The sequence below is a fragment of the Streptomyces sp. EDA2-14 genome (genome assembly GCF_054963755.1).
Window position 1 is genome coordinate 30,002 of record NZ_JBUEGE010000031.1, and the last position, 10,904, is coordinate 40,905.

Annotated in this window: 24 protein-coding genes; 4 read left to right on the plus strand and 20 right to left on the minus strand. The window is 71.6% G+C overall.

The genetic code is table 11. The features are described from left to right. Positions 1 to 27 precede the first annotated feature (27 nt). The 8 genes from ACY34M_RS40190 to ACY34M_RS40225 form a co-directional block, all read right to left on the minus strand. A complete protein-coding gene (locus ACY34M_RS40190; RefSeq protein WP_462723638.1) occupies positions 28 to 642 on the minus strand; it encodes a hypothetical protein in 615 nt (204 codons plus the stop codon). Beyond that, the gene (locus tag ACY34M_RS40195) at positions 642 to 1,145 is read right to left on the minus strand and encodes a hypothetical protein (protein ID WP_462723639.1); all 504 of its coding nucleotides are present in this window, start codon (positions 1,143 to 1,145) and stop codon (positions 642 to 644) included. The genes ACY34M_RS40190 and ACY34M_RS40195 overlap by 1 nt, the downstream gene beginning before the upstream one ends. Then, positions 1,142 to 1,699 (minus strand): hypothetical protein, encoded by a 558-nt coding sequence (locus ACY34M_RS40200; protein ID WP_462723640.1) that lies wholly within the window; start codon positions 1,697 to 1,699, stop codon positions 1,142 to 1,144. Before ACY34M_RS40200 ends, ACY34M_RS40195 begins: the two co-directional genes overlap by 4 nt. Then, the gene (locus tag ACY34M_RS40205; RefSeq protein ID WP_462723641.1) at positions 1,696 to 1,896 is read right to left on the minus strand and encodes a hypothetical protein; all 201 of its coding nucleotides are present in this window, start codon (positions 1,894 to 1,896) and stop codon (positions 1,696 to 1,698) included. The genes ACY34M_RS40200 and ACY34M_RS40205 overlap by 4 nt, the downstream gene beginning before the upstream one ends. After that, on the minus strand, positions 1,896 to 2,735 hold the full coding sequence (locus ACY34M_RS40210; protein WP_462723642.1) for a protein transporter Sec31: 840 nt from the start codon (positions 2,733 to 2,735) through the stop codon (positions 1,896 to 1,898). The genes ACY34M_RS40205 and ACY34M_RS40210 overlap by 1 nt, the downstream gene beginning before the upstream one ends. A gap of 144 nt (positions 2,736 to 2,879) precedes the next feature. Next, complete coding sequence (locus tag ACY34M_RS40215) at positions 2,880 to 3,056, minus strand: hypothetical protein (protein ID WP_462723643.1); 177 nt, start codon at positions 3,054 to 3,056, stop codon at positions 2,880 to 2,882. A 118-nt stretch (positions 3,057 to 3,174) separates the two neighbouring features. Continuing rightward, positions 3,175 to 3,333 carry a hypothetical protein gene (locus ACY34M_RS40220; protein WP_462723644.1) on the minus strand — a complete coding sequence of 53 codons (159 nt, stop codon included), beginning with the start codon at positions 3,331 to 3,333 and terminating at the stop codon, positions 3,175 to 3,177. Further along, on the minus strand, positions 3,333 to 3,818 hold the full coding sequence (locus tag ACY34M_RS40225) for a hypothetical protein (RefSeq protein ID WP_462723645.1): 486 nt from the start codon (positions 3,816 to 3,818) through the stop codon (positions 3,333 to 3,335). The genes ACY34M_RS40220 and ACY34M_RS40225 overlap by 1 nt, the downstream gene beginning before the upstream one ends. 200 nt (positions 3,819 to 4,018) lie before the next feature. Between ACY34M_RS40225 and ACY34M_RS40230 the strand changes: the two genes are divergently transcribed. From ACY34M_RS40230 to ACY34M_RS40245, 4 genes are all read left to right on the plus strand, one after another. Beyond that, the gene (locus tag ACY34M_RS40230; protein ID WP_462723646.1) at positions 4,019 to 4,312 is read left to right on the plus strand and encodes a hypothetical protein; all 294 of its coding nucleotides are present in this window, start codon (positions 4,019 to 4,021) and stop codon (positions 4,310 to 4,312) included. Positions 4,313 to 4,403: 91 nt separating this feature from the next. Beyond that, a complete protein-coding gene (locus ACY34M_RS40235; RefSeq protein ID WP_462723647.1) occupies positions 4,404 to 4,643 on the plus strand; it encodes a hypothetical protein in 240 nt (79 codons plus the stop codon). Between the two features lie 71 nt (positions 4,644 to 4,714). Further along, positions 4,715 to 4,951, plus strand: a complete 237-nt coding sequence (locus tag ACY34M_RS40240) for a hypothetical protein (protein WP_462723648.1) — start codon at positions 4,715 to 4,717, stop codon at positions 4,949 to 4,951. Between the two features lie 58 nt (positions 4,952 to 5,009). After that, a complete protein-coding gene (locus ACY34M_RS40245; RefSeq protein ID WP_462723649.1) occupies positions 5,010 to 5,225 on the plus strand; it encodes a hypothetical protein in 216 nt (71 codons plus the stop codon). A gap of 197 nt (positions 5,226 to 5,422) precedes the next feature. Here the strand turns inward: ACY34M_RS40245 and ACY34M_RS40250 are convergent, their stop codons facing one another. From ACY34M_RS40250 to ACY34M_RS40305, 12 genes are all read right to left on the minus strand, one after another. Next, positions 5,423 to 5,656, minus strand: coding sequence for a hypothetical protein (locus tag ACY34M_RS40250; protein WP_462723650.1), 234 nt, complete (start codon positions 5,654 to 5,656; stop codon positions 5,423 to 5,425). 264 nt (positions 5,657 to 5,920) lie between these two features. After that, entirely contained in the window at positions 5,921 to 6,667 is a 747-nt protein-coding gene (locus tag ACY34M_RS40255; protein ID WP_462723651.1) for a hypothetical protein, read from the minus strand. A gap of 95 nt (positions 6,668 to 6,762) precedes the next feature. Beyond that, positions 6,763 to 7,215 carry a hypothetical protein gene (locus tag ACY34M_RS40260; RefSeq protein ID WP_462723652.1) on the minus strand — a complete coding sequence of 151 codons (453 nt, stop codon included), beginning with the start codon at positions 7,213 to 7,215 and terminating at the stop codon, positions 6,763 to 6,765. Continuing rightward, on the minus strand, positions 7,212 to 7,619 hold the full coding sequence (locus ACY34M_RS40265) for a hypothetical protein (protein WP_462723653.1): 408 nt from the start codon (positions 7,617 to 7,619) through the stop codon (positions 7,212 to 7,214). The genes ACY34M_RS40260 and ACY34M_RS40265 overlap by 4 nt, the downstream gene beginning before the upstream one ends. Further along, positions 7,616 to 8,692: a hypothetical protein gene (locus tag ACY34M_RS40270; protein ID WP_462723654.1), complete on the minus strand. Its 1,077-nt coding sequence runs from the start codon at positions 8,690 to 8,692 to the stop codon at positions 7,616 to 7,618. The genes ACY34M_RS40265 and ACY34M_RS40270 overlap by 4 nt, the downstream gene beginning before the upstream one ends. After that, positions 8,689 to 9,096 (minus strand): hypothetical protein, encoded by a 408-nt coding sequence (locus ACY34M_RS40275; RefSeq protein WP_462723655.1) that lies wholly within the window; start codon positions 9,094 to 9,096, stop codon positions 8,689 to 8,691. The genes ACY34M_RS40270 and ACY34M_RS40275 overlap by 4 nt, the downstream gene beginning before the upstream one ends. Next, a complete protein-coding gene (locus ACY34M_RS40280; protein WP_462723656.1) occupies positions 9,093 to 9,242 on the minus strand; it encodes a hypothetical protein in 150 nt (49 codons plus the stop codon). The genes ACY34M_RS40275 and ACY34M_RS40280 overlap by 4 nt, the downstream gene beginning before the upstream one ends. Further along, positions 9,239 to 9,457: a hypothetical protein gene (locus tag ACY34M_RS40285; RefSeq protein ID WP_462723657.1), complete on the minus strand. Its 219-nt coding sequence runs from the start codon at positions 9,455 to 9,457 to the stop codon at positions 9,239 to 9,241. Before ACY34M_RS40285 ends, ACY34M_RS40280 begins: the two co-directional genes overlap by 4 nt. Positions 9,458 to 9,566: 109 nt before the next feature. Further along, a complete protein-coding gene (locus ACY34M_RS40290; RefSeq protein WP_462723658.1) occupies positions 9,567 to 9,923 on the minus strand; it encodes a hypothetical protein in 357 nt (118 codons plus the stop codon). Beyond that, positions 9,923 to 10,120: a hypothetical protein gene (locus tag ACY34M_RS40295; RefSeq protein ID WP_462723659.1), complete on the minus strand. Its 198-nt coding sequence runs from the start codon at positions 10,118 to 10,120 to the stop codon at positions 9,923 to 9,925. Before ACY34M_RS40295 ends, ACY34M_RS40290 begins: the two co-directional genes overlap by 1 nt. Beyond that, on the minus strand, positions 10,117 to 10,497 hold the full coding sequence (locus tag ACY34M_RS40300; RefSeq protein WP_462723660.1) for a hypothetical protein: 381 nt from the start codon (positions 10,495 to 10,497) through the stop codon (positions 10,117 to 10,119). The genes ACY34M_RS40295 and ACY34M_RS40300 overlap by 4 nt, the downstream gene beginning before the upstream one ends. A 77-nt stretch (positions 10,498 to 10,574) precedes the next feature. After that, complete coding sequence (locus ACY34M_RS40305; protein WP_462723661.1) at positions 10,575 to 10,883, minus strand: hypothetical protein; 309 nt, start codon at positions 10,881 to 10,883, stop codon at positions 10,575 to 10,577. Positions 10,884 to 10,904 lie beyond the last annotated feature (21 nt).

Genomic DNA, 10,904 nt, shown 5'->3' on the forward strand with positions numbered 1-10,904 from the left:
TGGTAGATGAGCTGGTAGAAGTGCAGGTCAAGCGGCGGTAGATGAGCCGGTAGACGACTCCTGCGGCTCGACCGGGGAAGGGGTCTCCAGGTTCCTCCGGCGCACCCCCCACGTCGGCACTCCGCGCACCTTCACGCGGGCGTCGTGGGGCACCCCGAGACGGGCCAGATGCGCGCGCAGATCGGTGACCGTGCGGCCCTCCCACTGGCCGTGCTCCTGGAGGTGGGCGAGGACCGTGCGCAGGTGCACCCCCGACCGGTCCTCCATGAGGGTCAGCAGGAGGGTGCGCACGGCCTCCACGTCGGGCGGTTCCGGTGTCTCCTCGGGGGCCTGCTCCGGGGCATGCTCGGCGGGGCGGCGGCCGGCCTTCCACGCGGCGCGCAGCCACCACCCGGCGAGCAGCCACAGCAGCCACGGCCACGACCGCAGCGCGGCCCACACGGCGTAGGCCACGACGGTCAGGAGGACGAGCCGCACGAGGGGGCCGAGCGACGCGCGCCACCCGTCGAGGTCTTCGCGGCGGCCGGCGCGCACCCACGCGGCGAGGGCCTCGGCGCGCTGCTCCCATACGGCGACCGAGCCGCGGGTGATCCGGTCGGCGATGGAGGCGCGGGCCGCCCACACGGCGAGACGGCGGCGCATCAGCTGACGCCCCGCTCAAGGATGGCGCGGCCCTGCGCGCCGATGCTGTTGACCAAGTCCGGCCACCAGCCGAGGAGGTGGGCGACGCCGGGCAGGAACCCGAGCACGGCGAAGGTGATGTAACCGCCGATGATGCGCCGCTTGTCCTGCTTGCCGGACGTCTTGTGCAGGATGATCACGCCGACGAGGAGGAGGCAGACGACGACGCCGCCCTCCTCGGTGAGCGTGCCCATGCGGCCGGTGGGCATCGGCGTCGCACCGTTCGTGCCGGTGACTTGGGAGACGCCCGTGGTGCCGCCCTTGGTGAGGAGCGCGGCGAGGCCGGAGGCACCCCACCCGAGCATGCCGCCGATGCAGATCGTCGACAGGGAGCCGAGGCCGGCGCCGGACGCGTACGGGAGCAGCGCCTTCGGGTCGCGGCCGCCCTTCCACCACGGGCGCAGGTTGAGCCACAGGATGGCGAGGGCGATGGCGACACCGCCGAGGGAGAGACCGACGTTCATCGTGTGACCCCCGTGATCCACTGCACCGGGTCGTACCAGGACGTTGCGGCGAGGGCGCCGATGCCGGTGACGGCGAGCGCGAACAGGCGGAGCGGGCTGCCGCCGCGGTGCGCCATCGCGGTGACGGCGAGCGCGAGCGGGATCCCGCCGAGGGCGTAGCCCCAGCCGACGCCCCACTCGGTGCGGCCGTGGCCGACGGTGTAGTGCCACACGGTGGCGGCGGAGTAGCCGACGCCGGGGATCGGGACGACGGCTCCGGCGAGGCCGAGGACGGCGTGCCACGGGCGGACGTATCGGCCGATCCATTGTCCGGCGCGTTCCCACCGGGACGGATCCGGTTCCGGATCGGGGTCCGGGCTGGTCAGGAACACCTCGTGGACGTGGCGGACTTCCACGGTCCGGGGCTGCGGATCCGGCAGCAGGGCCGGGGCAGCGGGCGGTGGGGGCGGCGGGGCCGCGTGCCACGGCGGGGCTTCCCCGGGTAGCGGCGGCCGGTCGGGCAGTGTGGCGCCCGGCGGGATGATGCGGGTCGGGATGATCGGCTTGTCGGTCATGGCGTGAGGGCCTCGGCGATCTGGTGCAGGCAGACGAGCAGGTAGCAGGCGACGGCGACGAGCAGCGCGACGGCGCGTGCGACGGGCAGCAACCAGTGCGGGTCGCGACCGGTGAAGGTGGCGAGGGCGATGCCGGCGGCGAGGCCGACGGTGCCGAAGCAGATGAGGGCGAGGACGAGCCCGCCGACGGCGACCATCAGCTCGCCAACCGGATGTAGCGCGAGACGGTTTCCTCGCGGGCGTTGGCGTCGGCGACCTTGCGGACGTAGGCGAGCACGCGATCCGGGTCGCGGATCCCGGAATCCAGGGCGGTCCGGACTGCGTCCTTCACGGTCATCGGGCCCGTGGCCGTCGGCTGCGGATTGGGGTCCGGATACGGTCCGGACTGATCCGGATCGGCGGATCCGCTGCCGGATTCCGCAGTCCGGGCCCGCTGCTCGGCCGCCACCAGGGCCTCGCCGCGCAGGAGTTCACGACGCACGGGGATCATGGCGAGCTGGCCGTCGACCGCCGCGCGCCGCTTCGCGACCCACTGCGCTGTGCGCGCGTCGAGCGGCCGGGCGTGTGCGCGCATTGCGATCGTCCATCCGCCCTTGGCGAGCAGCGAGACGGAGGCGCCGGCCGCGCCGACGGGCCACTGCCCGGAGAGGTGGCCGTGGACGAACACGGCGCCCATGGAGATGGCGAGCGCGACGTGCCCGGCGCGGCGGGCGAGGGCGGCGCGGGCGGGGTCGTAGCGGAGCAGCCACTCGACGCCCATGCACATGATCCAGGTGAGGTCGAAGGCGACGCCGGCCGCGTAGGCGACGGCGGCGACGGTGGCGAGGGCGAGGAGGTCGCCGATGCTCGCTGTCGTCCAGACGAGGGAGACGGTGACGAGCGCGCAGGCGATCACGGTGACGCCGTTGCGGACGATGCTGTCCCAGTCGCGGGGCGGGAGCGGCACGTCGATGTACTCGGTGTCGAGGACGAGTTCGGTTACGCCGTCGACCGTGTGCGGGACGAGGCTCTTGCGCTCGACGGTGCGGGTCTTCACGGGTGCTCCAGGGAACGAGGAGGTGACCGGGCCCGGTCGGGGGTAGGCCGGGCCCGGTCGGTCAGTGGGTGGTCATCCAGACGACGGCGAAGATCCCGGAAGCGATGGACGCGAGGATGCCGAGGCCGTACAGGAAGCGCTCCATCAGCGGAACCTCCTGCGGTCGGTGTCCTCCCACGCCTGCCCCTTGGCGGCGGCGTCCGGGATGTGTCGGCGGTGGCCCTCGCGACGCTTGCGCGCGGCCTTGTCGGTCGCGGACTCGCGCCCGTCGTACTTCGTGGCGGCGAGGTCGGCGTCCGAGGTTCGGCGGAAGAGCGGCATCAGTGGCCGCCCCCTCGAACCAGGAGGGCCAGGACGAAGCCGGGGATGCACCAGGCGCCGCACTTCCCGCACACGAGCTTGTCGCCCTGCTGGGACATGGGCTTTCCGCAGCAGCTCATCAGCTCGCACCGCCCTGCTCGTTGCCGTGCGCGCGGGCGATGGCGAGCTGGTCGCGCGCAGCGGCCTGCCTCTGGGCTTCCTGCGACCTCGCGTAGTCGGCCGCGGCCTGCTTCTGGAGAGCGGCGACGCGCTCGGCCTCGGTGGGCTCGCTGCTCATCACAGGTCCTCCGCGATCTGCCGCAGACGGAGGGCATAGGCGCGGGCGGACTCGCCAGGGTTGGGCTTCGGCGCGAGGTCGCGGAGCAGGACCCGGACCGCGGTGTCGTCGTCGAACGTGTTGATCGCGGCGTAGAGCTGCAGCGTCGCGAACGGCAGGTGCTCGGGCCGCTCTCCGATGCTGCGCGCCAGGAACACGAGCAGCCCGTACGCGAGGGCGGCCGTGAACGACACGGTGCCGAACACGTAGACGGTCGCGTGGTCGCCCTCGCCGATTCGGACCACGCGGTACCGGGTGCCGGTGGGCGAGGTCAGCGACTCGTCGAGGGTGATGGTCTCCATGCCGGCCGCGAAGACGAGCAGCTCGTCGGCGCGGGCGGGGGTGGTGTAGCCCTCGTGGGCGCCGTCGTAGGCGTCGTAGATCTCGACGAGGTCGATGCGGCGGTGGGCTTCGGGGATGGTCTTGGACTCGGTACCGTGGGCCACGGACCTGCTCCTTTGATCGCTTCGGGGTTGGTCCGCCCCGGCCCAATGGAGGTGCAACTCCGGGCCGGGGCTTTCGCATTGAGGGATTCCGGTGCGCGGCATCCCCACGGCTCAGCACGTTAGACCCTAGGGTCTAGCCCGTGCAAGACCCTAGGGTCTAAAGTCGCCTTGTCGCGCTCCACGGCACGGAGGGAGCGTCAGTGAGCGAGCAGGTCGAGGAGGTGCGTCGACTCTTGGAGGCCATCGAGCGTCTGGAGCAGATGCAGGACGACGAGGCGTGCGCGAGGGCCGTGACGCAGGTGCTCGATACCTGGCCGGATCACCACGCGCGCCTGCGGGAGCTGCGTCAGGAGCGGGTCCAGCGGATGAAGGATTCGGGGATGACGTGGGTGCAGATCGGCGATGTGTTGGGCGTGCACTTCACGCGGGCGCAGCAGATCGCGAAGGGGATGCGAGGCTCCAAGCGGCCGAAGAAGGATGTTCCCGAGGTGTAGCCGCACGCGAACGAGCCCTCGACCTGATCAGGTCGAGGGCTTCGTCGTGCCCGCCGCGCCCACCCGCGCGACCCGGCTTAAGATCCGGTTCGTGGCAATCGAACTCCCGGATGACCTGATCAGCCTTCAGCGCGCAGCCGACGACGAGGGCAAGAAGCTGGAGCACCTCGACACCGAGGAGCGCGAGAAGCAGCGCGAGGTCTGGTTCGAGGCCGCGGCGCGCGCTCAGGCCGCGGTCACCGCGTACGCGCAAGAGGCCGACCTCAACCGGTTCGACGTCGAGAAGCAGCTCCGGCAGGTCACCCGGCACCCGCAGCCGCCGGAGGAGTAGGCGAGTCCGCCAAGCGGGCGATCAGCGCTGCGGGCCCGTACCCGCCCCGGTTGCTGCATCGTTCTTCGTGCATGAAGAAGATCATCAGCGTTGCCGGTCTGGCACTCGCCGCCACCGCCATGGCCGCCCCTGCCCACGCCGACAACGACACCAACTTCGGCTCCGGCGCCAACGCCGCAACCAACTGGGCCGTCGGCGCCGCATCCGTCTGCTTCCAGGATCTGGCCGTCGCGCCCGAGGGCGGGGACTGGGTGGGCAACACCGTCAACCATTGTGTGAACGGCAACGTGCTCAACCACAGCAAGTAGCAGCCCCCTCCCGAGCGCTCGGGCTGCGGGATGGCCGCGCTCGCCGCAGCATGGCGTCATGGCCTCTCTGCAGCCCGTAGTGATCTATCCGCCCGACGAGGACGGCGGTCGGCGCGTCCGTGTCGACGGCGCGATCCTCGGCCGGGCGTTCACGGTGCGGGACGTCGCGGCGTTCATGCAGGAGGCCGGGCTTCAGGAGTGGGATGAGATGGACGTCGTCCGTTCCGCGTTGATCGATTGGCGGGGCGGCGGGCCCGACGTCTGGACGCACTGAGGGCGGGGCGATCACCTTGGAGCGCGCGGTGGCCCTGCCCTAGGGGGGAGGGGCAGGGCCACGCCTGGGCCTTACTGCGCCAGTTTGCGAGTCTGCCGAGCGGGGTCTGGGGTCGGTCGGGGCGCAGCCATCGGGCTGGCCCACGAACTCGCATCGCGTTCAACGATGGCACGGGCCGGGTCAACTACGTGGCCGTTTCACGGATTCGTCACGGCAGGCGCTCCGGGCTCAAGGCCCACTCGTGCCTCGCCCTGAGACGGCACGCGCGCGGCTAGGTTCGACCGCAGCACGTGCGCGAACTCCGGATCCGGGGCTGTGCCTTGGGCGACCGCGGCGAGTAGGCCGAGCAGCTCGTGCGCCTCGTCGAGGGTGAGCACGGGGAGCAGGTCGGCCGGCGGGTCTTCGCGGGTGGTGTCGTCGTCGAGGTCCACGGCCCGGTAACGGAGCCACGGTCCAGTGGGTCACGGCGGGTTCGAGGTCTGGACGCGCTGATCGCGGCGGGCGTACGGTCGTCGTGCAGTACCGGGGCCACCCTCGTAGGCCCGCCGCACCCATCGGGGACGGCGGGCCGCGTGCTGTTTACCCCTTCCGCTGCGCCCTCTCCTGCTCGATGCGATGCCGCAGGATGGCGTGCCGCATGTCTCGGATACCGAGAGCCTCGCGGATGTACAGGCGGACGCGGAGCCAGGCCAGTTTCATGCGGCCACCGTCCCGCTCTCCGTCCAGATCCGCCCGCACCCCTCGCAGTGCGCGAGTGGAGCCCGACCCTCGCCGCCGTGCATGGTGATCTCCCCGCCGCACGCGCACCGTTGGGCGAGTGTTCGCTGCTGCGCCGCGATGTCGAGGGCGCGCTCGACGCGCTCGGCGGCGCCGGCCGCCACCTTCGCAATCCGGATCACCTGCTGTTCGTTCACTGGCTTGCACGGGCCGGGCCGGTACTCGACCCGGGCGAGCAGCCACAGCGCGGCACGCACGGCATCACGGCGGCCGGTGTGTCGCCACCTGCGCGGGTCCGCCAAGTCGGCCTGCGCGAGCGCGGCCTGACGCTGCCGGTCCTTCAGCGCGACGTCGGCCTCCCGCTGGCTGGTGTAGGTGGCGCGGCGGGCGGTCGGCATGGCCATCGGGGTGCGCTGCACTTGCCGGGCGATGTCGTCGGCGCACGAGGTGAGCGCGGCCTCGACGGCGCGCATGGTGTCGATGATGTGGAGGCGGACGGGGACGGGCCGGTCGCCGAGCTGCATGGGGTCGCGTTCTTGGGCGCGGAGGTGGGCGGCCTGGTGGCGTTCGTATTCGAGCTGCTCGGCGTCGGCGGCGTCGAGGCGGGCGAGGTAGCCGCGGAGGCCGAGGCCGAACGCGCCGTGCTGGACGGGTTGGCCGGCGGCTTCGCGGAGATCATGCCAGTGGAGGGCGATGGTGCGGAGGTGTGCGGCGGTGGGGTTCATCGTGGCGCTCCTGGTGCTGGTGGGGCGGTACGGTGTTGCCACCGGATGGGGCGTGCCTGCTGTCGTGGTGGACCTAGGCGCGCCCCTTCGTGCCTTCAAGAACCGTTCTGGTGGGCCTCCTCGCGCGCGGTTCCCACGGCGATGTCGAAGGTGTCTCTACGCGCCTGCGCGGTGAAGGTCTCCAGCACGACGACGATTTGCTGGTCAGTGAGCCCGGCCTCCTTGTAGCGGGGAACGCACTGCCGCATTGCCGCATCGAGCAGACGAGGAAGTCGAGCTGCACTGCGCCTGGCGTCGTCGCGCTCCCGCCTCATACGGTCAGCCCGTGTCATGGCCTCGGTCAGTTTCGGAGACACTGCTCCATCACGTTGCTCGCAGACCTGCTTCAGATCGGCTTGCAGGGACGCAACGCGCCGCTCGGTTGACTCGCGCAGTGTCGCCAGCTCCTTCGCCAGCTTCTCGGCCTGCTGTTCGGCAGTTGCCGCGCGCTGCTCCAATTCCTCGCGCTCTCGCCGGTTCCTGGCGGCGGTGGCGTGCTTTCCCCTCACAGGGTCCTCCTCGTGCTCACGGGCAACTTCGGCGTCTTCTTACGCCGGGGCCTGCGGTACTCGCCGACCTCCAGCCGCTCCTGGCGGCCGGCGCGGTGGATGGCATCCGGGGGCGTGCGCGTCGGTGTGCGCATCAACGCCTCGATCTCTTGCAGCTCGCGGAGCCTCTGACGAACGAGGCGTTCAGCTTCGTCGCGGGCCTCGAAGGTGCGCGGGGTCGGCCTCTTAGCGGCGCGCTGTGTGGCACGCTCGGCGGCTTCCTGCGCCCGTTCGAGGGCCTTCTGGGCTTGGCGCCAGCGGGTCTCGGCCTTATCGGTGCTGCGGTCGATCTGCCGCTGGTACGTCTCGCTAATGGGCTCCGATGGGCGCTGCCACCCGTGGTTGATCTTGTGCTGTCGTTTCATCGGTTCCTCGCGATCTCGCAGCGCCCGGTCTCGGTGTGCATCTCGCCGCACTCGGGCCCGCAGCGCTGCATCAGCTCGGCGGTGTGCGCGGCGATGCCGATGTACTTCTCTTCGGTGGTGTGGCCGTCCCACTGCGCGCGCGGGTCGTCTACCTCGACGCGCTCGACTGCGGCGAACAGCTCGGCATCGCGAGGATGGATGTGCCAACTCGCCTGCCGGCCACCGATGGCGAGGTAGGCGATCTGCCACCCCGGCTCGTCCACGTCGGGCGCGGGCGCGATGACGGCACCTGGGGTCATGGCGGCGAGCAGCGCGACGAGGTGCGCGCGCTCGCGGTACGCCCCTTCGCGCTCGGCCTCGACTTCCTGTACGCGGGTACGCGCGGCGAGGAGCTGCTCTTCGGCATCACGGTGTTGCGCGGCGAGCACCTGGCCGTGGTCGACTGCGACGGACCGGGCGACCTCGGCGAGCGCGGTGATCTGCTGCTTCGGGGAGGTCTGGCCGAGGTCGAGGGCGTTGTCGAGGTAGCGCTCTTTCATGGCCTGGTAGATCTGATCGAGCAGCGGGGACGGCGTGGGGCTGGTCGTCTTGCCCCCGGTCGGGGCGTGGCAGTCGCAGGTCTCGTCACGGCACCGCTTGACCGCCGACCAGTTGTAGAACGAGTTGCGCTGGAGGTTGAGGCGGCGGCGTCCGGCGTGGACGGTGAGGTGGGCGGGCTCCTCGATGCGGAGGCCCTCGATGGTGATCTCGTCGTCGGCGACGGTGATCGTGGGGCCGTTGAGGCGGATGAAGTCGTCGATGGCCTTCGACCAGTCGGGCTCGGTCGCTTCGGTCGCTGCCGGGCCTTTCAGGGTGTTCCCCAAGTCCTTCGCCATGGCGCGGGCGAGCGGGTCAGGTGCGTCGGCCCACACCGCTCGGAGGTTCGAGACGCGCTCGACGGCAGCCTCGGCCTGCTCGGCGCGGCGGTGCGCGTCGGCCAGTAGACCCACGGCGCGCTCGGCCTTGTGAAGTCGGCGATACACCATGTCGAGTTGGTCGCGGGTCATCTCGTCCAGCGGGATCCGCTCGGTCATGCGGCGTTGCTCCTCGTCGTGCGCGTCGGGCAGGTGGGCTCATGGCTGGCGCCGCGGAACACGAACCCGGTGACGCAGCACGCCGCGGCGAGCTCCGCGTCGGGGTCGAGCGGGCGCCGACAACTGGGGTTGTGCGCCTGTCCGTCGGAGTGCTCGGCGAGGTGGCAGCACGGGGTGAACGCCTCGACCTCCAGTCGGGCCGCGCGGCGGGCGCGTTCGTGGTCGACGAGGAGGCGCCGGTGGTGGGCGTACTCGCGGGATGCGCACCAGGCGAGGACGGCGGCGACGTACAGGCCGGCCACGGCGAGCCACGGTGAGGCTGTGACGGCGAGGTAGGCGGCGCTGATCGTGAGCGCGGCCGCGGCGAGGGTGAGGATGCGGGCGGTGCGGAGTGCGGGTGTCACAGGAGATCTCCCTTCAGGGGTATGTCGGTGATGTGGGCGCCGGCGGGGATGTGTTGGCCGCGGAGGTCGGCGGGGAGCGACGGCTCGTCGTCCTCGTCGGCGCCCCAGTCGGCGTCGCAGTCGAGGGCGAGCTGCTCGGGGGTCACGGCTCGACCCGAGAGATGCCGAGTTCGCGCGTCAGCTCGCTCTTGTCGAGGAGCGCGAGCGCGTGATGGAGAAGCGCCCGGCAGATGGCACGCTCGCGCGGGTCGTCGAGGGCCTCGCGGTCGATCATGCGGACTTCGTGGGTGCCGTCGGGGCCGTTGGTGGCGCCGTAGGCGAGGTAGGGGCCGTCGGGGAGCGGGAAGGATTCGCGGGGCATGTGGCGCTCCTGTCAGAGGTGCGGTTGTGGAGGGCGCGCCCTGCCCACCGGATGGTGAGCAGAAGCGCGGAGACGAACGGGCCGAGGACGACGCCGAGCGCGAGGCCGGTCACGGCTCGGCCAGGGCGAGTTGGCCGGCGGCCGCGAGGGCTGCGCGCCGGGTGGCCGCAGCGGTCTCGCGGTGGTGCGGGCCGTCGTAGCGCAGGTGGCACCGCTGGCAGGCGGCGAACAGGTTGTCGTCATCGACGTGCTCGGGGGTGTGGTCGCGGTGGGCGGTGGTGAGCACGACGGTCGAGCCGGTGTCGGGGTTGGGCTTGCCGTTCTCGGCGCGGCATCGGCCGCCGTGGTCGATGCCGCATTCGCCTACGCATTCGCAGCGCCCTGCGGCGCGTTCGGTTCGGATGCGGAGGCTGATCTCGGGCCAGTCCTGCGGGTAGCGGGCGCGGTTCTCGGGGCGTATGGGCATCAGGCGGCCTCGTCGTAGGCGTCCGTGGGGTGTTCGGTGCGGCGGCCGGCGCCGGTCCACATGCCGGTGATGGCTCCGGCGATGAGGACGACGGCGAGGCCGAACACGGCGGCAACGGCTCCGGCGGTGGCGCCGACGGTGAGGACGGCGCGGCCGATGAGGGTGTCGCCGAGGGCGGCAAGGTCGTGGAAGATCACGGCTGCTCCCCGGCGCGCTTGGTGATGTTCAGCCGCTTGATCAGCCAGCGGGCGGCCTTGCGTACTTCGTCCTGGCCGCGGCCGGGGGCGGTGGAGAGGTCGTCCCATCCGGGGTAGTCGCCTCGGTTGACGTAGACGCTGGCGTCGTGGATGAGGCGGGCGAGGGTGTCGACGTCTACCTCGGGCGGCCGCACCTCCTCGGCGGGCGCAGACGGCGCGGCGGCGGCCTGCGCGAGCACCTCGGCCTCGTGCGCGTCGAGGAGTGCGAACGCCTTCTCCTGGCCCGTGCCGTAGCTCTCGCTGGTCTGGTTGTACTCGGGCCACATGAGTTCGCCGTAGATGGCGTGGCGGGCGGGGCGGGTGCTGTCGGTGGTCATGGTGGCTCCGGGGTGTCGTGTGGTGGACTGGCGGTGCCGGCCGCCCGCGATACCAGCGCGGGCGGCCGACGCTTCGGCTACTTGGCCTGCCACAGCGGGCAGTTCTGGACCGGGAACTTGTAGTCGTCCTCGGGCCCGTCGGGGTGGAGGCAGGCTTCGTCCCAGTCGTTGCAGCCGCAGCGACGTCCGGGCCAGCACTGGTGCCCGTAGTCGATGGATTCCGGCTGGTGGTGCTCGCACGTCTTGCAGTTGCGGGCGGCCGGGTTCTGGAAGCAGCGGGCCATGTGCCACTCGACGCGGGCTTGGTCGGCGCGCGTGTAGCGGCGGCAGAACGGGCACTGGTGGCGCTGGACGACGATCGGAGTCGGCAGGTCGACGGCGGGCATGGTGCTCCTTCGTGAGGTCGG

Coding starts and splice junctions, on each gene's coding strand:
- ACY34M_RS40285 (WP_462723657.1), bottom strand. CDS start 9,457: ATGCCCCGCGAATCCTTCCCGCTCCCCGACGGCCCCTACCTCGCCTAC.
- ACY34M_RS40240 (WP_462723648.1), top strand. CDS start 4,715: ATGAAGAAGATCATCAGCGTTGCCGGTCTGGCACTCGCCGCCACCGCC.
- ACY34M_RS40300 (WP_462723660.1), bottom strand. CDS start 10,497: ATGACCACCGACAGCACCCGCCCCGCCCGCCACGCCATCTACGGCGAA.
- ACY34M_RS40215 (WP_462723643.1), bottom strand. CDS start 3,056: ATGCCGCTCTTCCGCCGAACCTCGGACGCCGACCTCGCCGCCACGAAG.
- ACY34M_RS40245 (WP_462723649.1), top strand. CDS start 5,010: ATGGCCTCTCTGCAGCCCGTAGTGATCTATCCGCCCGACGAGGACGGC.
- ACY34M_RS40190 (WP_462723638.1), bottom strand. CDS start 642: ATGCGCCGCCGTCTCGCCGTGTGGGCGGCCCGCGCCTCCATCGCCGAC.
- ACY34M_RS40305 (WP_462723661.1), bottom strand. CDS start 10,883: ATGCCCGCCGTCGACCTGCCGACTCCGATCGTCGTCCAGCGCCACCAG.
- ACY34M_RS40205 (WP_462723641.1), bottom strand. CDS start 1,896: ATGGTCGCCGTCGGCGGGCTCGTCCTCGCCCTCATCTGCTTCGGCACC.
- ACY34M_RS40255 (WP_462723651.1), bottom strand. CDS start 6,667: ATGAACCCCACCGCCGCACACCTCCGCACCATCGCCCTCCACTGGCAT.
- ACY34M_RS40290 (WP_462723658.1), bottom strand. CDS start 9,923: ATGCCCATACGCCCCGAGAACCGCGCCCGCTACCCGCAGGACTGGCCC.
- ACY34M_RS40200 (WP_462723640.1), bottom strand. CDS start 1,699: ATGACCGACAAGCCGATCATCCCGACCCGCATCATCCCGCCGGGCGCC.
- ACY34M_RS40270 (WP_462723654.1), bottom strand. CDS start 8,692: ATGACCGAGCGGATCCCGCTGGACGAGATGACCCGCGACCAACTCGAC.
- ACY34M_RS40265 (WP_462723653.1), bottom strand. CDS start 7,619: ATGAAACGACAGCACAAGATCAACCACGGGTGGCAGCGCCCATCGGAG.
- ACY34M_RS40195 (WP_462723639.1), bottom strand. CDS start 1,145: ATGAACGTCGGTCTCTCCCTCGGCGGTGTCGCCATCGCCCTCGCCATC.
- ACY34M_RS40220 (WP_462723644.1), bottom strand. CDS start 3,333: ATGAGCAGCGAGCCCACCGAGGCCGAGCGCGTCGCCGCTCTCCAGAAG.